Below are 19,394 nucleotides of genomic sequence, written 5' to 3' on the forward strand. Positions count from 1 at the left end.
CGCGCCGCCTACGCCGCCGGCCGCGCGCCCGCGTCCGTGCCCGCGCGCAGCCGGTCCCGTGCCTCCATCAGCGCGAACCCCAGCAGATTCAGACCCCGCCACCGCTCCGGATGAGCCGCGGCCTCGTCGTCCGCGGCGAGGCCGATGCCCCAGACCCGGTCCACCGGACTGGCCTCCACCAGCACCCGCTCGCCGGTGCCCAGCAGGTAGTGCCGCAGTTCCTCGCGCGCGGCGAACTTGCGGACGCTGCCCTCGACCACGATGCCGAACCGCTCCCGCTCCCACACGCCCTCGTCGAACCCCCGCACCAGCCGCCCCGCCTTCTTCGCCTCCGCCGGGTGCGCCGCGGCCAGCACCCGCCGCTCCGCCTCCGCGTCCCCGAACAGGCGGGCCTTCGCGGCCATCATCCAGTGCTCGGCCGTCGCGTACTCCACCCCGTCGGCGGTGAAGGGGGCGGGCCACCACTGGCTCAGGCAGCTCGGACCGATCCGCCCGTCCGGCCGCGGCCGGTGCCCCCAGAAGTACAGGTACTTCACCCGGGAGCCCGCCCCGACCTGCTTGACCAGGGCTTCCCGCGAGTCGATCTTCTCCATGCACGGCAGTGTCGCAGCCACCACGGACATTCCGTCCCCGGTTTTTCCCGTCGACTCGACACCTGGTCGACAGATTCCGTCGCGTAACCAAAAGGCAACAACGGAATCACTTGTTGGAGTCCCATTGCTCTGTCAGGATCGGCACTCAAATCGAGCTGGAGCTACGCCACCCACCCCCCTGGACAGCCTTGCCGGCGGGGCCTCGGCGGAGGAGAGCGACATGCACAACCCGGGCACCATCACCCCGGAACGATTTCCCGCACAGGACCGCTTCGCGGCGGGCGCCCAGTACATCGGCGGCAGACTCACGGCAGGCACGTCCGGCCGTACGCACGCGGTCATCGACCCGGCGACCGGTGCGGAGGTCCTGACCTACGCCCTCGCGAGCACCGACGACGTGGACGCCGCCGTCGCCGCGGCCCGCGCCGCCTTCCCGGGCTGGGCCGGGGCCACCCCCGGCGAGCGGTCCGACGCGCTGCACCGGCTGGCCGGCGTCCTCGCCGACCGCGCCGAGGAGTTCGCCCGCGCGGAGTCCCTCCAGTGCGGCAAGCCGCTCAAGCTCACCCGTGAGTTCGACGTGCCGGGCACCATCGACAACACCGCCTTCTTCGCGGGCGCCGCCCGGCACCTCCAGGGGCAGTCGGCCGGCGAGTACTCCGGGGATCACACGTCGTACGTCCGCCGCGAGCCCATCGGTGTCGTCGGCTCCATCGCGCCCTGGAACTACCCCCTCCAGATGGCCGCCTGGAAGATCCTCCCGGCGATCGCCGCGGGCAACACCATCGTCCTGAAGCCCGCCGAGCTGACCCCGCTGACCTCCCTGATGTTCGCCGAGGCGGTCACGGAGGCCGGGATCCCGGACGGGGTCGTCAACATCGTCACCGGCACCGGCAAGGAGGCGGGCGAGCATCTCGTCGGGCACCCCGACGTCGCCATGACCTCCTTCACCGGCTCCACCCCGGTCGGCAAGCGGGTCGCCGAGATCGCCACCGCCACCGTCAAACGGCTCCACCTGGAGCTGGGCGGCAAGGCCCCGTTCGTCGTCTTCGACGACGCCGACCTGGAGGCGGCCGTCCACGGCGCCGTCGCGGGCGCGCTCATCAACACCGGGCAGGACTGCACGGCCGCCACGCGCGCGTACGTGCAGCGTTCGCTCTACGAAGAGTTCGTCACGCGGACCGCCGCCCTCATGGAGACCGTCCGGCTCGGCGACCCGTTCGCCGACGGCACGGACCTCGGCCCGCTGATCTCGCACCTCCAGCGGGACCGCGTCGCCGGGTTCGTCGACCGGGCGCGCGCCTACGCGCGCGTGGTCACCGGCGGCGAGGCCCCGCAGGGCGACCTGGCCAAGGGCGCCTACTACCGGCCCACGCTCGTCGCCGACGCGCCGCAGGACAGCGAGATCGTCCAGTCCGAGATCTTCGGCCCGGTCCTGGTCGTCTTGCCCTTCGACAGCGACGACGAGGGCATCGCGCTCGCCAACGACACGCCCTACGGTCTCGCCGCCTCCGCGTGGAGCCGGGACGTCTACCGGGCGAACCGCGCCACCCGCGAGATCAAGGCGGGCTGCGTGTGGGTCAACGACCACATCCCGATCATCAGCGAGATGCCCCACGGCGGCTACCGGGCGTCCGGCTTCGGCAAGGACATGTCCGCGTACTCGTTCGAGGAGTACACGCAGATCAAGCACGTCATGTTCGACAACACGGCGGTGGCCCGCAAGGACTGGCACCGCACGATCTTCGGGGACCGATAGCACCCAGGCCGCCTGACCCGCGGCCGCCCGACCTCCCGAAAGGGCACCAACGCGCATGGAGCAGTACGAGCCCGACCGCCTGTCCCCGGCCCAAGTGGCCGCCATGCGGCGCAGCTTGCGAAACGGCAGGGCCGCTCTCAGCCGCCGTTCCCTGCTGCGCGCCTCCGCCGGCGGCGCGCTCGCGGCCGGCGGTCTGGGGGCGCTCAGCGCCTGCGGCATCCCGCCGGCCGCGCAGACCTCCGGGGTCTCGTCCGAGGACCACTCGGCCAGGGAGAAGACCGTCCACTTCTCCAACTGGACCGAGTACATGGACGTCGACGACAGCGAGAAGCGCCACCCCACGCTCGACGAGTTCAGGCGGCGCACCGGCATCACGGTCAAGTACACCGAGGACATCAACGACAACGTCGAGTTCTTCGGCAAGATCAAGCCGCAGCTGGCCGCCGGCCAGCCCACCGGCCGCGACCTCATCTGCGTCACCGACTGGCTCGCCGCGCGCCTCATCCGCTTCGGGTGGGTCCAGAAACTGGACCCGTCCAACCTGCCCACCGCCTACGCCAACCTGTCCCAGCAGTTCCGCAGCCCGGACTGGGACCCGGGACGGGCGTACTCCTACCCCTGGACCGGCATCTCCACGGTCATCGCCTACAACAAGAAGGCGCTCGACGGCGTCGAGGTCACGTCCGTCTCCGACCTGCTCGACAACCCCAAGCTGAAGGGCCGGGTCGGCTTCCTGTCCGAGATGCGCGACAGCGTCGGCATGACCCTGCTCGACATGGGCAAGGACCCCGGCAGGTTCACCGACGACGACTTCGACGCGGCCATCGCGCGGATGCAGCGGGCCGTGGACAAGGGACAGATCCGCCGCTTCACGGGCAACGACTACACCTCGGACCTCACCAAGGGCGACCTCGCGGCCTGTCTCGCGTGGGCCGGTGACGTCGTCCAGCTCAAGGCGGACAGCCCGGACGTCGACTTCCTCATCCCCGACAGCGGCTACATGACGTCGACGGACAACCTGCTCGTGCCGAACAAGGCCCGGCACAAGACCAACGCCGAGCGCCTCATCGACTACTACTACGAGCCCCGCCCGGCCGCCCAGCTCGCCGCGTACATCAACTACGTGTGTCCCGTCGACGGGGTGAAGGAAGAACTGGCGAAGATCGACGAGGACGCGGCGAACAACCCGCTGATCCTCCCCGACCAGGACATGGCCGCCAAGTCCCGTGCCTTCCGCTCGCTCAGCGCGAAGGAAGAGACGGCCTACGAAGAGAAGTTCGCGAAGCTCACAGGGGCGTGACGACGATGACGACGACCAACGGCAGCGGCGACGTCCGCCTCACCGGAATCAGCAAGACCTACGGCTCCTTCACCGCCGTCCACCCGCTCGATCTGACCGTCCCCGAGGGCTCCTTCTTCGCCCTGCTCGGCGCGTCCGGCTGCGGCAAGACCACCACCCTGCGGATGATCGCCGGCCTGGAGGAACCGACCGGCGGCACCGTCCACCTCGGCGACCAGGACGTGACCCGGCTGCCGCCCTACAAGCGGCCGGTGAACACGGTCTTCCAGTCCTACGCCCTCTTCCCGCACCTCGACATCTTCGAGAACGTCGCCTTCGGTCTGCGCCGGCGCGGCATCAAGAGCGTGAAGAAGCAGGTCGACGAGATGCTGGACCTGGTCCAGCTCGGCGAGCACGCGCGCAAGAAGCCGCACCAGCTCTCCGGCGGCCAGCAGCAGCGCGTCGCGGTCGCCCGCGCCCTGATCAACCACCCCAGGGTGCTGCTCCTCGACGAGCCGCTCGGCGCCCTCGATTTGAAGCTGCGCCGCCAGATGCAGCTGGAGCTCAAGCGCATCCAGACCGAGGTCGGCATCACCTTCGTGCACGTCACGCACGACCAGGAGGAGGCCATGACCATGGCCGACACGGTCGCCGTGATGAACGCGGGCCGCGTCGAGCAACTGGGCGCCCCCGCCGACCTGTACGAGAACCCGAAGACCACCTTCGTCGCCAACTTCCTCGGCACCTCCAACCTCATCGAGGCCGAGGTCGACGCCGCCGGCGGCGACGAGATCGTGCTGCGGGCGGGCGGCGGCAAGCTGTCCCTGCCCGCCCGGCGGTGCAGCGCCCCCACGGCGGCCGGCGGCCGGGTGCTGGTCGGCGTACGGCCCGAGAAGATCTCCCTCACGCACGCCGACGACGCGGGGGACATCCCGGACGGCCGCAACCGGGTCACCGGCAGGATCGCCGACGCCAGCTTCATCGGCGTCTCCACCCAGTACGTGGTCGACAGCCCGGCGGGCGCCGCGCTCCAGGTCTACGTCCAGAACGTCGACCGCGACGCCCGGCTCGCGCCCGGCGCCGAGGTCGTCCTGCACTGGAACCCGGCGCACACCTTCGGCCTGGACGCCGCCCAGGACATCGAGGCCGGCGTGGAGAAGGTCGAGCCGCACGAGGGGGTGGCCGTCTGATGGCCGCCGCCACCGAGGCGCCACCGCCCCTCGCGCCGCCGGGCGCCGAGAAGAAGCCCCCGCGCAGGCGGGGCCGCTGGATGCCGTACCTGCTGCTGCTCCCCGGCATCCTCTGGCTGGTCGTCTTCTTCGCGCTGCCGATGGTCTACCAGGCCTCGACGTCCGTGCAGACGGGCTCCCTCGAAGAGGGTTACGAGGTCACCTGGCACTTCGCCACCTACTGGGACGCCCTGTCCGACTACTGGCCGCAGTTCCTGCGTTCGGTGCTGTACGCCGGTGCCGCGACGGTGCTGTGCCTGCTGCTCGGCTACCCGCTGGCGTATCTGATCGCCTTCCGCGCGGGCCGCTGGAAGCACCTGATCATGATCCTGGTGATCGCGCCGTTCTTCACCAGCTTCCTGATCCGCACGCTCGCCTGGAAGACGATCCTCGCCGACGGCGGCCCGGTCGTCGGCGCGCTCGACGCGCTGCACGTCCTGGACGTCACCGGCTGGCTCGGCGTCACCTCCGGCGACCGGGTGCTGGCCACGCCGCTGGCGGTGGTGTGCGGTCTGACGTACAACTTCCTGCCGTTCATGATCCTGCCGCTGTACACCTCGCTGGAGCGGATCGACGGCCGGCTGCACGAGGCGGCGGGTGACCTGTACGCGAAGCCCTTCACCACTTTCCGCAAGGTGACCTTCCCGCTGTCGATGCCGGGCGTCGTCTCCGGCACGCTGCTGACCTTCATCCCGGCCGCCGGCGACTACGTCAACGCGGACCTGCTCGGCTCCACCGACACCCGCATGATCGGCAACGTCATCCAGTCGCAGTTCCTGCGCATCCTGGACTATCCGACGGCCGCCGCCCTGTCGTTCATCCTGATGTTCGCGATCCTCATCATGGTCACGCTCTACATCCGCAGGTCCGGGACGGAGGATCTGGTCTGAATGGCCTTCGTCGACTGGCTCAAGCGCCGTCTCGTCGTCATCGCGGGACTGTTCACGCTCGCCTATCTGCTGCTGCCGAACGTCGTCGTCACGGTGTTCTCCTTCAACGATCCGAAGGGGCGCTTCAACTACGAGTGGCAGAAGTTCTCCGCGGACGCCTGGACCGACCCGTGCGGGGTCGCCGACCTGTGCGGCTCGCTCTCGCTCAGCCTGCAGATCGCGTTCTGGGCGACGCTCGGCGCCACCGCGCTCGGCACGGCGATCGCGTTCGCGCTGGTGCGGTACCGCTTCCGCGCCCGCGGCGCCGTCAACTCGCTGATCTTCCTGCCCATGGCGATGCCCGAGGTGGTGATGGCGGCCTCGCTGCTGACCCTCTTCCTCAACATGGGCGTCCAGCTGGGCTTCTGGACGATCCTCATCGCCCACATCATGTTCTGCCTCAGCTTCGTCGTGACGGCCGTCAAGGCGCGCGTCATGTCGATGGACCCGAGGCTGGAGCAGGCCGCGCAGGACCTCTACGCCGGCCCGTTGCAGACCTTCCTGCGGGTCACCCTGCCGATCGCGGCACCCGGAATCGCCGCGGGCGCGCTGCTCGCCTTCGCGCTCTCCTTCGACGATTTCATCATCACCAATTTCAACGCGGGCTCCACCGTCACCTTCCCCATGTTCGTGTGGGGTTCGGCGCAGCGCGGCACGCCCGTGCAGATCAATGTCATCGGCACGGCCATGTTCGTCCTCGCCGTGCTGTTCGTTCTCGTCTCGATGCTCATCAGCAATCGCCGTACCAAGCAAAAGGCTCAGAGCCGCTCAGAACCCTTGTAGGGAGTTGAAATCATGGCCCCAAGCGCCATGAGCCGTGGCAGTGACAACGACTGGACGAAGTCCCTTTCCGAAGCCCAGCCGGTCCCGTACTGGCTGGACGACCCCGGCAGGCCCCGCCCCGAGCCCGCGCTGACCGGCGCCGAGACCTGCGACCTGCTGGTCGTCGGCGGCGGCTACAGCGGGCTGTGGACCGCGCTCGTCGCCAAGGAGCGCGATCCGCGGCGGGACGTGGTGCTGCTGGAGGGCCGCGAGGTGGGCTGGGCCGCCTCGGGCCGCAACGGCGGCTTCTGCGCCGCCTCCCTCACCCACGGGCTGCCCAACGGGCTCACCCGCTGGCCGGACGAGATCCACAAGCTGCAGGAGCTGGGCGCCCGCAACCTCGACGAGATCGAGAAGGCGGTCGCCCGGCACGGCATCGACTGCGACTTCGAGCGCACCGGCGAGATCGACGTCGCCACCGAGACGTACCAGGCGTGGGAACTGCGCGACTGGTACGAGCGGATGGAGCGCGAGGGCCTGGCCGACGGCGTCGAGTACCTGGACGCCGACGCGGTCCGCGCGCAGGTGAACTCGCCCACCTTCCAGGCGGGCCTGTGGGACAAGCGCGGCGTGGCCATGCTGAACCCCGCCAAGCTCGCCTGGGGCCTGAAGCGGGCCTGCGTGAACCTCGGGGTGCGCGTCTACGAGCACACCCCCGCGCTCACCCTGAAGCCCTACGGCGCGGGCATGACCGTACGCACCCCCTACGGCCGGGTCCGCGCCCGCAAGGTCGCGCTCGGCACCAACATCTTCCCCAGTCTGGTCAGACGGCTGCGGCACTACACGGTCCCCGTCTACGACTACGCCCTGATGACCGAGCCCCTGACGGACGCCCAGCTCGCCGGGATCGGCTGGCGCGGCCGGCAGGGCCTCGGCGACAGCGCCAACCAGTTCCACTACTTCCGGCTGTCCGCCGACAACCGCATCCTGTGGGGCGGCTACGACGCGATCTACCCGTACGGCGGCCGGGTGCGTGCCGAGTACGACGACCGGCCGGAGACCTACGCCAAGCTCGCCGGGCACTTCTTCACCTGCTTCCCGCAGCTGGAGGGCGTCCGCTTCACCCACGCCTGGGGCGGCGCCATCGACACCTGCTCCCGCTTCTCCGCGTTCTTCGGCACCGCCCACCAGGGCAAGGTGGCGTACGCGGCGGGCTACACGGGCCTCGGCGTCGGCGCGACCCGCTTCGGCGCCGAGGTGATGCTGGACCTGCTGGCGGGGGAGCGCACCGAGCGGACCGAGCTGGAGATGGTCCGCAAGAAGCCGCTGCCCTTCCCGCCGGAGCCGTTCGCCTGGACCGGCATCGCGCTCACCAAGTGGTCGCTGGCCCGGGCGGACGCCCACGGCGGGCGGCGCAATCTGTGGCTGCGCGCGATGGACCGGCTGGGGCTGGGCTTCGACAGCTGACCCCGGTCCGTGTGACGCGGGTCACACGAAACGGCGGACCGAACTCGCGTAATGCTTGGGCCATGACCTCCCTCTCCCTCGTGGACGCACCGCGCGTCCACGAGAGAACAGGGAGGTCTTCTCCATGACTGGGGCAAAGACGGCCGTCGACTGGCTGGCTTCCGTCGCACCGGACCCCGACGCCTGCCGCTGGGAGTGGGAGCGCAACCCGCTCGGGGTGACGCTGCTGCCCGCCGGCAAGGCCTGGGACGTCCTCATCCTGCCCGGCCGGCTGGGCCGTCCGACGCTCGACGTGCTCACCCGCATCCTCGACCGGCCCGGCCCGGTGCTCGCCGACTCCGGCGACGCCCGGACGGGCTTCCTCGTGCCGCCGGGCACCGCCGCCCACTGGCTCGGCACGGGCATCCGTACGGCCGGGGCCGGCACCTGGATCGTCGTGCCGTACCCGGGCCGGCCGGCCGGCAAGGTGCGCTGGCTGGTGCCGCCGGACGGGTCCGGGACGCTCACCGGTCCCGCGCTGCTGGAACTCGCGATGCACGAGGCGGCGGCGAACCTGGCCACGAAGGAGGACCCGGCCTGACCCCTTGACACGATGATTGGTCTGGACCAAGTTGTGAGCGCTCCACCCCTCCAATTCCCCCGCCTACGGAGGCACTTGTGGACCGCGCACGCTTCGCCCGCCTCAGACCGCTCGCCCTGCTCACCGCCGCGGCACTGACCCTGCCCGGCCTCACCGCGCTCACGTCGGCCGCCCGTGCGGCCGACGCGGACCTCCTCGCCAACGGAGGCTTCGAAGCGGGCCTCGACGGCTGGACCTGCACGGCCGGCACGACCGTCACCAGCCCGGTGCGCAGCGGCGGCGCCGCCCTGCGCGCGACCCCCGCCGGCAGCGACAACGCCCGCTGCTCCCAGACCGTGACCGTCCAGCCCGACTCCGCGTACACGCTCACGGGCCACGTCCGCGGCTCCTACGTGTACCTCGGCGCGTCCGGCACCGGCACCACCGACGTCACCGCCTGGACCCAGTCCGCCACCGACTGGCAGCAGCTCACCACCACCTTCCGCACCGGCCCGGCCACCACCCGGGTCACCGTCTTCACCCACGGCTGGTACGGCACCGGCGCCTACCACGCCGACGACCTGACCCTGACCGGCCCCGGCACCGGCCCCGCCCGGCCGCCCGCCGTCCCGGCCGGCCTCGCCGCCGGCACCGTCACCGCCACCTCCGTCGACCTGTCCTGGACGGCCGTCCCCGGCGCGACCGGCTACGCCGTCTACCGCGACGGCACCAAGGTCCGGACGGTCACCGGCACCACGACGACCGTCACCGGCCTCGCGCCCTCGACGGCGTACTCCTTCCAGGTCACCGCAGTGAACGACGCGGGCGAGTCCGCGCGCTCGGCGACCGTCACCGCGACCACGGCCCCCGGCCCCGGCGGCCCCACCCCGGGCCTGCCGCCGCACGCCCTGGTCGGCTATCTGCACGCCACCTTCGCCAACGGCTCCGGCTACACCCGCCTCGCCGACGTCCCCGACAGCTGGGACGTCATCGACCTCGCCTTCGGGGAGCCGACCTCCGTCACCTCCGGCGACATCCGCTTCACCCGCTGCCCCGTCACCGAGTGCCCGAACGTCGAGTCCGACGCCGAGTTCAAGGCGGCCGTCAAGGCCAAGCAGGCGGCCGGCAAGAAGGTGCTGATCTCCATCGGCGGCCAGAACGGTCAGGTGCGGCTGACGACGACGGCCGCCCGCGACACCTTCGTCGCGTCCGTCTCGAAGATCATCGACGAGTACGGTCTGGACGGCCTCGACATCGACTTCGAGGGCCACTCCCTCTCCCTCGACCCCGACGACACCGACTTCCGCACCCCGAAGACCCCGGTGATCGTGAACCTGATCTCCGCCCTGAAGACCCTGAAGGCCAGGTACGGCGACGACTTCGTGCTGACGATGGCCCCCGAGACCTTCTTCGTCCAGCTCGGCTACCAGTTCTACGGCACCGGCAAGTGGGGCGGCCAGGACCCGCGGGCCGGGGCCTACCTCCCGGTCATCCACGCCCTGCGCGACGACCTGACCCTGCTGCACGTCCAGGACTACAACTCGGGCCCGGTCATGGGCCTCGACAACCAGTACCACTCCATGGGCGGCGCCGACTTCCACATCGCCATGACCGACATGCTGCTGACCGGCTTCCCCGTCGCGGGCGACCCGGGCAAGGTCTTCCCGCCGCTGCGCCCCGACCAGGTCGCCATCGGCATGCCGGCCACCCCGAACGCGGGCAACGGACACGTGCCCCCGGCCGAAGTGGTGAAGACCCTGGACTGCCTGACGAAGAAGGTGAGCTGCGGCTCGTACGCCACCCACGGCACCTGGCCGGGGCTGCGCGGTCTGATGACTTGGTCGGTCAACTGGGACCGGTTCGGCGGCTGGGAGTTCCAGCGGACGTTCGACGGCTACTTCCGCTGAGCGGCCGCCACAGCAGTCCCAGCAGCAGCGCGGACAGACACCAGCTCGCCACCACGTCCAGCGGCCAGTGATAGCCCCGCCGCACCAGCCCGAAGCTCACGCCGAGGACCAGCGCGGCGCACAGCGCGAGCACGGCGCGGCGGGCGGCGGCGCGGCGCAGCGACGGCAGCAGGAGCAGCGCCGCGCAGCCGTAGGCGACGGCGGCGGTGGCGGTGTGCCCGGAGGGGTAGTAGCCGGTGGCGGGCGGGACGGCCGGGGTGCCCGGGCGGTCGGTCAGCACCTTGAGCGGGACGACGAGCGCGGGGACCAGCGCCATGAGGACGGCCGCCGCGACACCCGGCCGCCACCAGTGGTCCGTACCGCCGGCGCGGGCCCGCCAGAGGGCACCGGCCGCCACCACCGCCAGGACCGGCACGGCCACCGGCACGTTGCCGAGGTCCGCGAGGAGTTCGGAGACCCGGTCCGGGCGGACCAGCGCGCGGCTCAGCCGCTCGTCGAGGCGGATCAGCGGGCCGTCGGCGACGACCTGCCAGGTGATCAGCGCGAACAGGATCAGCGGCAGCAGGAGGAAGAGGGTCGGCCGCCCCGGAACAGGGGGGATGGTTCCGAGGCGGCCGAACGGACCGGAATGCCGCGCGCCCCGGGGGGTCTGGGGCGGGCGACCGTCCGATCGGTGAGGAGATCCGGAGCCGGAGGCCCCGGTGGTGTGCGCGAGGGCACGACCAGGTCGGAGCTGGGGAGGCCACGGCCTGGTGTCACCCACAGTCCCCTGTGGGCGGGGTGTATCTCTCATCTGCTGAGAACCTACGACAGGCGCGGCGAGGAGGACAGCCGGAACGGCGTCCTGTCATCCACCTCGCACACCTTCTTCACACGCTCTGCCGCAGGCTCCGTCAGACGCGCGGCGCGCCCGCTCAGATGCGCGCGAACGCCTGCTCGATGATGTCGAGGCCCTCGTTCAGCAGGTCCTCGCCGATGACCAGCGGCGGCAGGAAGCGCAGCACGTTGCCGTAGGTGCCACAGGTCAGGACCAGCAGGCCCTCGGCGTGGCAGGCCTTGGCGAGCGCGGCGGTCGCCTCCGGGTTCGGCTCCTTGGTGGCGCGGTCCTTGACCAGCTCGATGGCGATCATGGCACCCCGGCCGCGGACGTCGCCGATGATGTCGAACTTCTCGGCCATGGCACCGAGACGCGACTTCATGACCGCCTCGATGTTCTTCGCCTTGGCGTTGAGGTCCAGCTCCTTCATCGTCTCGATCGCGCCGAGCGCACCCGCGCAGGCGACCGGGTTGCCGCCGTAGGTGCCGCCCAGGCCGCCGGCGTGCGCGGCGTCCATGATCTCGGCGCGGCCGGTCACCGCGGCCAGCGGCAGACCGCCGGCGATGCCCTTCGCGGTGGTGATCAGGTCCGGGACGATGCCCTCGTCCTCGCAGGCGAACCACTGGCCGGTGCGGCAGAAGCCGGACTGGATCTCGTCCGCGACGAAGACGATGCCGTTGTCGTTGGCGAACTTCACGATGGCCGGCAGGAAGCCCTTGGCCGGCTCGATGAAGCCGCCCTCGCCCAGCACCGGCTCGATGATGATCGCGGCGACGTTCTCGGCGCCGACCTGCTTGGTGATCTGGTCGATGGCCTGCTTGGCGGCCTCCGGGCCGGCATTCTCCGGGCCGGTCGGCCAGCGGTAGCCGTAGGCGACCGGGACGCGGTAGACCTCGGGCGCGAACGGACCGAAGCCGTGCTTGTACGGCATGTTCTTCGCGGTCAGCGCCATCGTCAGGTTGGTGCGGCCGTGGTAGCCGTGGTCGAACACGACGACCGCCTGGCGCTTGGTGTACGCGCGGGCGATCTTGACGGCGTTCTCGACGGCCTCGGCGCCCGAGTTGAACAGCGCGCTCTTCTTGGCGTGGTCACCCGGGGTCAGCTCCGCGAGGGCCTCGGCGACCTCCACGTAGCCCTCGTACGGGGTGACCATGAAACAGGTGTGGGTGAAGTCGGCGAGCTGCGCGGAGGCGCGGCGGACGACCGCCTCGGCGGAGGCGCCCACCGACGTCACGGCGATACCGGAGCCGAAGTCGATCAGACGGTTGCCGTCGACGTCCTCGATGATGCCGCCGCCGGCGCGCGCGGTGAACACCGGCAGCACGGAGCCCACACCCGCGGCGACCGCGGCGGTACGGCGGGCCTGAAGCTCCTGCGACTTCGGGCCGGGGATGGCGGTGACGACGCGGCGCTCCTGCGGAACTGCGGTCATGAGGGCTCCTGGGGGTGTTTCCGGACGCTTGTCTTCTTTTCTCGCAGGTTAAGACGGGTGGGAGGGGGTGGGCATGCTCCATGTGGGCGTTGTCGGCGGGGCCGGTTGTCCGCCGTGGACATAGGCGGCGCGCGCCCGGCCCGGCTCGCCCGGACGGATACCGCCCGTGCGTGCCGCCGCGTCACCGGTGAACTCGCCCTGCCCGCGCGTTAGATTGACTCGCTGATGGTGCACGGGACGGACGCGGACGCGGACACGGCGGCTGGTCAGGGGGCAAGGGCGATGGACAGCGACGGGACCCGGGAGGCGCGGGGCACGCATGCGGAACCGGTACCTCGTCCGGCGCAGCCGCCGGAGATGCCGTCCCTGCCCCCCCGCCCCGCGGCGGCACCACCCGTGCCGCCCCTCCCCGACGGCTCCGCCTTCCTGAGCTGGCTGCGCACCCCCCGGCCCGAGGCCGCGCCCGGCGTCTGGCGGTTCGGGCACAAGCCGCGGCCCGACGAGGAACCGGAGCTGGTGCCCGGCCGGCAGCTGGCCGCCGGGGCCCTGATCGCGTTCCTGGTCGGCTGGCTGATCTGGTCGCTGCTGTGGAACGGCTACCTCGGCGGCTGGTGGCTGCTGCCGCTGTACGCGATGATCCCGGACTCCTGGGCCGAGCCGCACAGCTTCGCCGCCGTCGTGGTCGTCTACGCCTACTACGCGATCGTCGCCCTGGTCATCCTGGTCGGTGTCGGCCGGCTGGGCCGCTGGGGCGAGCTGTGGCGCCGCTACGGCCCGCCCGCCTGGCGGCGCTCCACCGCCCCGGAGAACCAGCGCCCGCCCGCCCTCGAGGAGGACCCCGCCGAGTTCCCCGCGCTGCGCGCCGCCGGCGCCTCCGACGCCGCCGACCGGCTCGCCACCGAGGCCCGCCAGGGCCTGATGCGGGACGTCGACCACGCCCGCATCACCCGCGCCTGGCAGGGCGTGCACAGCGGCCGGCACTCCCTCGCCACCTTCACCGGCGCCGTCCTGCGGGAGGGCTCCGCCGCCTGCCCGCACCCCTCCGGCGCCCGCGACCTGCCGGGCCGCCAGGCCCGGCACGACCTGCTCACCGGCCAGGTCCGGCTCGGCACCACCGCCGACGACCCGCGCAACCCCTACGCCTACCGCGGCACCGGCCTCGCCCTCGGCCCCGAACTGCTCGGCACCTCCCTGCTCGCCGTCGGCCCGGCCGGCTCCGGCAAGACCGGCACCCTGGTGCGTCCGCTCGCCGAGTCGCTGTGCCTGCACGCGCTGACCGGGCGGGCCGCCGTCGTGGTCGTCGGCGCGGCGGGCGCCGGACTGGGTCCGGCCGAGGCCTACGACGTCGTCGTGCGCATCGGCAACCCCGAGTCGATGTACGACCTCGACCTGTACGGCGGCAACACCGACCCCGACGAGGCCGCCGCCATACTGGCCGAAGCCCTGGTGGGCGACCTCGCCGACCCGCACCCCGGCAGCGACAGCCGCCGCTCCACCACCGTCCTCGCCCAGCTCCTCGGCCCCTATCGCGCCGTCCACGGCCGCTTCCCGTCCGTCCCCGAGCTGCGCGCGCTGCTCGACGGCGCGCCCGGCCCGCTCGCCGAGCTGCGCGCCGGTCTCGTCGAGGCCGGGCAGGAGTCGCTGCTGCGCGAACTGGACGCGCGCGAGCGGCAGATGGCCCACCCGGGGGACGTCAGCGGGGTCCTGGCCGACCGGATCGCCCTGCTCGACCGCCCGGCGTTCGCGGGCTTCTTCGACACCTCCGGCCAGTCCCGGCCGTTCTCCCTCAAGGCCCTCGACCACCCGGTCCGGGTCCGCATCGACCTGCCCGCGCGCGGCCACGCGGACGCCTCCCGGATCCTGGCCCGGCTGGTGCTCGCCCAGTTCACGGCGAGCGTGGCGGTGCGGGAGGACCGCTCGCTGTTCGCCTGCCTGATCCTCGACGACGCGACCGGCGTGGTGACCCCGGAGTCGGTGCGCGGCATCCAGCGCCTGCGCTCCGCCAACGCGGGCGCCGTCCTCACACTGCGCACCCTCGACGACGTACCGCGCCCGCTGCGCGGCCCGCTCCTCGGCGCCACCGGATGCCGGATCGCCCTGTCCGGCCTCACCCCCTGGGACGGGCAGGACTTCGCCGAGGTGTGGGGCAAGGAGTGGACCGAGGCCCGCGACGTCACCGACCGGCAGATCATCGCCGAGACCCCCGCCGGGAAGGCCGTGCACATGCTGCGCCGGGTCATCACCGGCAAGGCGCCGACCGCGCGCGCGGTGACCGTACGGCAGGTGGAGCGGGAACGCTGGTCCGCGTCGGAGCTGGCGCACGCGGTGCCGCCCGGCCACGCGGTGCTCTCCCTCACGAACGTCAAGGGCGAGCACGCGCCGCCGCTGCTGGTGGACCTGCGGGGCTGAAGCGGCGTCTCGCGGTCATACGGTGAGGCAGAATCGGTACCGGTCGTTCATACGCGACGGCCAAAAGATCACCCCGATTCCCCCTCCTCGAAGGCTCTGAAGGCCCCATGCCTCCCACGCTCGCCTCCCTCGTCCACCACTCGGCGCTCAAGCTGACCGTCCGGGCGGGCGCGGACCGGCTGGACGTGCCCGTCCGCTGGGCGCACGTCAGCGAGCTGGCCGACCCCGTGCCGTACATGGAGGGCGGGGAACTGCTCCTGATCACCGCGCTGAAGCTGGACGCGGAGGATCCGGAGGCCATGCGGCGCTATGTGCGGCGGCTGGCCGGCGCGGGCGTCGTCGGCCTCGGCTTCGCGATCGGGGTGAACTACGAGGAGATCCCGCAGGCACTGGTCGACGCGGCCGAGGAAGAGGGCCTGCCGCTCCTCGAAGTGCCCCGCCGCACCCCCTTCCTGGCGATCACGAAGGCGGTCTCGGCGGCCATCGCGGCCGACCAGTACCGCGCGGTCACGGCCGGCTTCGCGGCCCAGCGCGAACTGACGAAACAGGCCCTGAACGACGGCCCCGAAGGGCTGCTCGGCGCGCTCGCCGCCCAGGTCGACGGCTGGGCGGCGCTCTACGACGCGTCCGGCGCCGTCGTCGCCGCGGCCCCCGAGTGGGCGGGCCGCCGCGCCGCCCGCCTCACCGCCGACGTCGAACGCCTGCGCGACCGGCCGGCCCCGGCCAGCTCGGTGGTCGGCGGCCCCGACCACGAGGACCGCGTCGAACTGCACTCCCTCGGCACCGGCCGCCGCCCGCGCGCCGCCCTCGCCGTCGGCACGGAAGCCGCCCTCGGCACCGCCGAGCGCTACGCCGTCCACTCCGCCATCGCCCTGCTCACCCTCACCACCGAACGCTCCCGCTCCCTGCACGAGGCCGAGCAGCGCATCGGTGCGGCGGTGCTGCGGATGCTCCTCGCGGGCGAACCGGACCACGCCCGCGCCGTCGCCGGAGACCTCTACGGCGGCCTCCTCGACGCCCCCTTCCGCGTGATCGTCGCCGAGGGCGACGCGGGCGGGGGCGGCCTGGCCGAGGCGGTCGAGGCGGCCGGCGCCCGGGCCGGCGAGGCGGTGCTGGCCGTGCCCGAGGGCGACCGCCTGATCGTCCTCGCCGCGGACGGCGGCGCGGCGGCCCACGCCTGCGCCGAGTACGCGGCGGCCCTGGAGGCGGCCCGCGGCACGCCGTCCTCCGTCCGCGAACCCTCCCCGGCGGAGGGCGACGACCTGGTGATCGGCCTCTCCGCCCCCGCGGGCCCCATCACCGCCGCGGCCGCCTACAAACAGGCCGAACAGGCGCTGTCGGTGGCCCGCCGCCGCGGCCGCATTCTCGTCGAACACGAACAGCTGGCGTCGGGCTCGGTGCTGCCGCTCCTGGCCGACGACGCGGTCAAGGCCTTCGCCGACGGCCTCCTGCGCGCCCTGCGCGAACACGACGCCACCGGCCGCGGCGACCTCGTCGCCTCGCTGCGCGCCTGGCTCTCCCGCCACGGCCAGTGGGACGCCGCAGCCGCCGACCTCGGCGTCCACCGCCACACCCTCCGCTACCGGATGCGGCGGGTCGAGGAGATCCTGGGGCGCTCCCTGGACGACCCGGACGTCCGGATGGAACTGTGGCTGGCGTTGAAGGCCACGGCGGCGGAGCAGTAGATGCCCGGCGAGCCGCCGGCCTTCCTGATGACGGTGGAGGACGTCTTCGTCCTCGACCAGGGCAGGCTCGCCATGGCGGCGGGCCGGATCGAGCGCGGCCGTGTCCGCCGGGGCGACGAGGTGGCGATCGTCGGCTTCGGCACCGAGGAGAACGTCCGGGTGACGGGCATCCGCGACGGCGGGCGCGAGACCGACGAGCCCGGCGCGTGCGCCAACGTCGCCCTGCTGCTCCCGGGCGCGGTGGCCGCCGTACTCGAACGCGGACAGGTACTCGCGGCGCCGGGCTCCATCCGCGCGTACGGCGCCCTCACCGCCGACCTCGCGGTGCTGGCGGAGGACGAGGGCGGCGCCGAGGTGCGCACCGGTGACACCCTGGACTGCTACCTGCGCGGCGCCGCAGTCGTGGGCACGGTGACCCTGCCCCCCGGCCTGGACGCACTCCGACCGCTCCACCGGGCCACCGTCCGGATCGACCTCGACCGGCCCGTCCCGCTGGAGTCCGGCCACCGTTTCGCCTTCCGCCGACACGGCCGCGCCGCGGGTTCCGGCACCGTGACCCGGCTGCTCGGGTCAGCCCCGGCCGCGGGCTCCGAACCGCCGGATGACGGCCTTCAGCAGATCGGTCCGGTCGACCTGCAGCGCGCAGCCGCCGTCCCCGCCGACCGCCGCCGGCACCGCATCTCGGGGGCATAGCCAAGGGCAGTGTGAAGCCCCTGAACCGCTGGCGTGCGAGATCGGAGTCCTCGCGAGATCACCTACGGTGGACGAACCTTCGTCGCGCGGCGACCCCCGAGCGGCCGGACGGTCCAAACCGGCGCACCCCCACCCCCCACCACTACACTCTGGACAAGCCCCCCACCGCCCCTCCGCCCCTACCGTGGAGCCGACAGGCAACACCACCCCCAACGCGGAAGGGCACGGGCTTCGACCATGACCTCCACCCACGCCTTCTGGCTCGCCGGCCGTCCGGTCACCGGTGAGAGCACCTTCGATGTCACCAACCCGTGGGACGGTCGGCTCGTCGGGCAGGTCAGCCTGCCGACCGACGCGCAGGTCGAGGAGGCCGTGGCCGCCGCGTACGCCGTGCGGGACGAGTTCGCCGCGACGCCCGCGCACGTGCGTGCCGCCGCGCTCGACCACGTCAGCAAGCGGCTCGCCGAGCGCACCGAGGAGATCGCGCGGCTGATCTCCGCCGAGAACGGCAAGCCGATCAAGTGGGCCCGCGGCGAGGTGGGCCGCGCGGTGTCCGTGTTCCGGTTCGCGGCCGAGGAGGCCCGGCGGTTCAACGGCGGCGAGGCGCAGCGCCTCGACACCGACCTCGGCGGCCAGGGCCGGCTCGCGCTCACGCGGCGGTTCCCCAAGGGCGTCGTGCTCGGCATCGCGCCGTTCAACTTCCCGCTGAACCTGTGCGCCCACAAGGTCGCCCCGGCGATCGCGGTCGGCGCGCCGATCATCCTCAAGCCCGCCCCGGCCACCCCCCTCTCCGGCCTGATCCTCGGTGAGCTGCTGGCCGAGACCGAGCTGCCCGCCGGCTCCTGGAGCATCCTCCCGGTGGAGAACGACCGGATGCCCGCCCTCGTGCAGGACGAGCGGCTGCCGGTCATCTCCTTCACCGGTTCCGACAAGGTCGGTTACGCGATCATGGACTCGGCGCCGCGCAAGCACTGCACCCTGGAGCTGGGCGGCAACGGCGCCGCGGTCGTCCTCGCCGACTGGGCGAGCGACGAGGACCTGGACTGGGCGGCGAACCGCATCGCCACCTTCTCCAACTACCAGGGCGGCCAGTCCTGCATCTCCGTGCAGCGGGTCATCGCCGACGCCGCCGTCTACGACCGGCTGCTGCCGCGCATCGTCGCCGCCGTCGAGGCCCAGGTCACCGGTGACCCGAGCGACGACGCCACCGACGTCGGCCCGCTGGTCAGCGAGGACGCCGCCAAGCGCGTCGAGTCCTGGGTGGACGAGGCCGTCGCCGCGGGCGCCAAGCTGCTCGCCGGCGGCAAGCGCGACGGCGCCTCCTACGCCCCGACCGTCCTCGCCGAGGTCCCGGCCGACGTGACGATCGCCTGCGAGGAGGTCTTCGGGCCGGTCCTCACCGTGCAGAAGGTGGACGGCGAGGCCGAGGCCTTCGCCGCCGTGAACGACTCCAAGTTCGGTCTCCAGGCCGGCGTCTTCACGCACGACCTCCAGACCGCCTTCCGCGCCCACCGCGCCCTGGAGGTCGGCGGCGTGGTCATCGGCGACGTGCCGTCCTACCGCGCCGACCAGATGCCGTACGGCGGTGTCAAGCAGTCCGGCGTGGGCCGCGAGGGCGTGCGGTACGCCATGGACGACTACACCTACGAGCGGGTGCTCGTCCTCACCGGTCTCGCTCTCTGAGGCGGCCGACAGGCCGACGGCCGGAGCCCGACTGTGCGGGGGCTCCGGCCGTTGTCATGCACGGCGGTTGTCGTCCACGGCAGTCAGGTGTCGTCCACCGGGCGGGCGGCGCCCCCTCTGGCTCATGGGAACCATTTTCAGGTAAGCTCTTCTCGACGCGAGCTCGCCGTCCCGAAGGGGCCCGGCACCGATGC

The 19,394-nt window shown here is 72.4% G+C and carries 15 protein-coding genes; 12 read left to right on the plus strand and 3 right to left on the minus strand.

The features are described 5' to 3' along the window. Positions 1-8: 8 nt before the first annotated feature. Positions 9-623, minus strand: coding sequence for an NADAR family protein (locus G7Z13_RS25535; RefSeq protein WP_166002563.1), 615 nt, complete (start codon positions 621-623; stop codon positions 9-11). A gap of 190 nt (positions 624-813) precedes the next feature. On the opposite strand from G7Z13_RS25535, the gene G7Z13_RS25540 reads away from it, so the two are divergent. The 8 genes from G7Z13_RS25540 (at position 814) to G7Z13_RS25575 (ending at position 10,481) form a co-directional block, all read left to right on the plus strand. Next, positions 814-2,349: a gamma-aminobutyraldehyde dehydrogenase gene (locus G7Z13_RS25540; protein ID WP_166002564.1), complete on the plus strand. Its 1,536-nt coding sequence runs from the start codon at positions 814-816 to the stop codon at positions 2,347-2,349. Between the two features lie 55 nt (positions 2,350-2,404). Then, positions 2,405-3,649 (plus strand): spermidine/putrescine ABC transporter substrate-binding protein, encoded by a 1,245-nt coding sequence (locus G7Z13_RS25545; protein ID WP_166002565.1) that lies wholly within the window; start codon positions 2,405-2,407, stop codon positions 3,647-3,649. Continuing rightward, a complete protein-coding gene (locus tag G7Z13_RS25550) occupies positions 3,646-4,818 on the plus strand; it encodes an ABC transporter ATP-binding protein (RefSeq protein ID WP_166002566.1) in 1,173 nt (390 codons plus the stop codon). The genes G7Z13_RS25545 and G7Z13_RS25550 overlap by 4 nt, the downstream gene beginning before the upstream one ends. Next, the gene (locus G7Z13_RS25555; protein ID WP_166002567.1) at positions 4,818-5,747 is read left to right on the plus strand and encodes an ABC transporter permease; all 930 of its coding nucleotides are present in this window, start codon (positions 4,818-4,820) and stop codon (positions 5,745-5,747) included. Before G7Z13_RS25550 ends, G7Z13_RS25555 begins: the two co-directional genes overlap by 1 nt. Further along, on the plus strand, positions 5,748-6,569 hold the full coding sequence (locus tag G7Z13_RS25560; RefSeq protein WP_166002568.1) for an ABC transporter permease: 822 nt from the start codon (positions 5,748-5,750) through the stop codon (positions 6,567-6,569). Between the two features lie 12 nt (positions 6,570-6,581). Further along, positions 6,582-8,015 carry an FAD-dependent oxidoreductase gene (locus tag G7Z13_RS25565; protein WP_166002569.1) on the plus strand — a complete coding sequence of 478 codons (1,434 nt, stop codon included), beginning with the start codon at positions 6,582-6,584 and terminating at the stop codon, positions 8,013-8,015. 124 nt (positions 8,016-8,139) lie between these two features. After that, positions 8,140-8,595: a hypothetical protein gene (locus tag G7Z13_RS25570; RefSeq protein ID WP_166002570.1), complete on the plus strand. Its 456-nt coding sequence runs from the start codon at positions 8,140-8,142 to the stop codon at positions 8,593-8,595. A 77-nt stretch (positions 8,596-8,672) separates the two neighbouring features. Continuing rightward, entirely contained in the window at positions 8,673-10,481 is a 1,809-nt protein-coding gene (locus tag G7Z13_RS25575) for a glycoside hydrolase family 18 protein (RefSeq protein WP_166002571.1), read from the plus strand. Here G7Z13_RS25575 and G7Z13_RS25580 read toward each other — a convergent pair. Beyond that, complete coding sequence (locus G7Z13_RS25580) at positions 10,420-11,244, minus strand: phosphatase PAP2 family protein (RefSeq protein WP_240926342.1); 825 nt, start codon at positions 11,242-11,244, stop codon at positions 10,420-10,422. The genes G7Z13_RS25575 and G7Z13_RS25580 overlap by 62 nt on opposite strands. A 151-nt stretch (positions 11,245-11,395) precedes the next feature. Continuing rightward, positions 11,396-12,730 carry a 4-aminobutyrate--2-oxoglutarate transaminase gene (gene gabT, locus G7Z13_RS25585; RefSeq protein WP_166002573.1) on the minus strand — a complete coding sequence of 445 codons (1,335 nt, stop codon included), beginning with the start codon at positions 12,728-12,730 and terminating at the stop codon, positions 11,396-11,398. Positions 12,731-13,012: 282 nt separating this feature from the next. Between gabT and G7Z13_RS25590 the strand changes: the two genes are divergently transcribed. The 4 genes from G7Z13_RS25590 (at position 13,013) to G7Z13_RS25605 (ending at position 19,200) form a co-directional block, all read left to right on the plus strand. Beyond that, the gene (locus G7Z13_RS25590) at positions 13,013-15,139 is read left to right on the plus strand and encodes an ATP-binding protein (protein WP_166002574.1); all 2,127 of its coding nucleotides are present in this window, start codon (positions 13,013-13,015) and stop codon (positions 15,137-15,139) included. Between the two features lie 107 nt (positions 15,140-15,246). Then, positions 15,247-16,824 carry a PucR family transcriptional regulator gene (locus G7Z13_RS25595; protein WP_166002575.1) on the plus strand — a complete coding sequence of 526 codons (1,578 nt, stop codon included), beginning with the start codon at positions 15,247-15,249 and terminating at the stop codon, positions 16,822-16,824. After that, positions 16,825-17,517: an EF-Tu/IF-2/RF-3 family GTPase gene (locus G7Z13_RS25600; protein ID WP_166002576.1), complete on the plus strand. Its 693-nt coding sequence runs from the start codon at positions 16,825-16,827 to the stop codon at positions 17,515-17,517. A gap of 237 nt (positions 17,518-17,754) precedes the next feature. After that, the gene (locus G7Z13_RS25605; RefSeq protein WP_166002577.1) at positions 17,755-19,200 is read left to right on the plus strand and encodes an aldehyde dehydrogenase family protein; all 1,446 of its coding nucleotides are present in this window, start codon (positions 17,755-17,757) and stop codon (positions 19,198-19,200) included. The last annotated feature ends 194 nt before the right edge of the window (positions 19,201-19,394 follow it).

The organism is Streptomyces sp. JB150 (genome assembly GCF_011193355.1).
GTDB lineage: Bacteria > Actinomycetota > Actinomycetes > Streptomycetales > Streptomycetaceae > Streptomyces.

What these genes read in the sequence shown, in the direction of transcription:
- G7Z13_RS25535 (WP_166002563.1), bottom strand. Translation starts at nt 623, where the DNA reads ATGTCCGTGGTGGCTGCGACACTGCCGTGCATGGAGAAGATCGACTCG.
- G7Z13_RS25540 (WP_166002564.1), top strand. Translation starts at nt 814, where the DNA reads ATGCACAACCCGGGCACCATCACCCCGGAACGATTTCCCGCACAGGAC.
- G7Z13_RS25545 (WP_166002565.1), top strand. Translation starts at nt 2,405, where the DNA reads ATGGAGCAGTACGAGCCCGACCGCCTGTCCCCGGCCCAAGTGGCCGCC.
- G7Z13_RS25555 (WP_166002567.1), top strand. Translation starts at nt 4,818, where the DNA reads ATGGCCGCCGCCACCGAGGCGCCACCGCCCCTCGCGCCGCCGGGCGCC.
- G7Z13_RS25560 (WP_166002568.1), top strand. Translation starts at nt 5,748, where the DNA reads ATGGCCTTCGTCGACTGGCTCAAGCGCCGTCTCGTCGTCATCGCGGGA.
- G7Z13_RS25565 (WP_166002569.1), top strand. Translation starts at nt 6,582, where the DNA reads ATGGCCCCAAGCGCCATGAGCCGTGGCAGTGACAACGACTGGACGAAG.
- G7Z13_RS25570 (WP_166002570.1), top strand. Translation starts at nt 8,140, where the DNA reads ATGACTGGGGCAAAGACGGCCGTCGACTGGCTGGCTTCCGTCGCACCG.
- gabT (WP_166002573.1), bottom strand. Translation starts at nt 12,730, where the DNA reads ATGACCGCAGTTCCGCAGGAGCGCCGCGTCGTCACCGCCATCCCCGGC.
- G7Z13_RS25590 (WP_166002574.1), top strand. Translation starts at nt 13,013, where the DNA reads ATGGACAGCGACGGGACCCGGGAGGCGCGGGGCACGCATGCGGAACCG.
- G7Z13_RS25595 (WP_166002575.1), top strand. Translation starts at nt 15,247, where the DNA reads ATGCCTCCCACGCTCGCCTCCCTCGTCCACCACTCGGCGCTCAAGCTG.
- G7Z13_RS25600 (WP_166002576.1), top strand. Translation starts at nt 16,825, where the DNA reads ATGCCCGGCGAGCCGCCGGCCTTCCTGATGACGGTGGAGGACGTCTTC.
- G7Z13_RS25605 (WP_166002577.1), top strand. Translation starts at nt 17,755, where the DNA reads ATGACCTCCACCCACGCCTTCTGGCTCGCCGGCCGTCCGGTCACCGGT.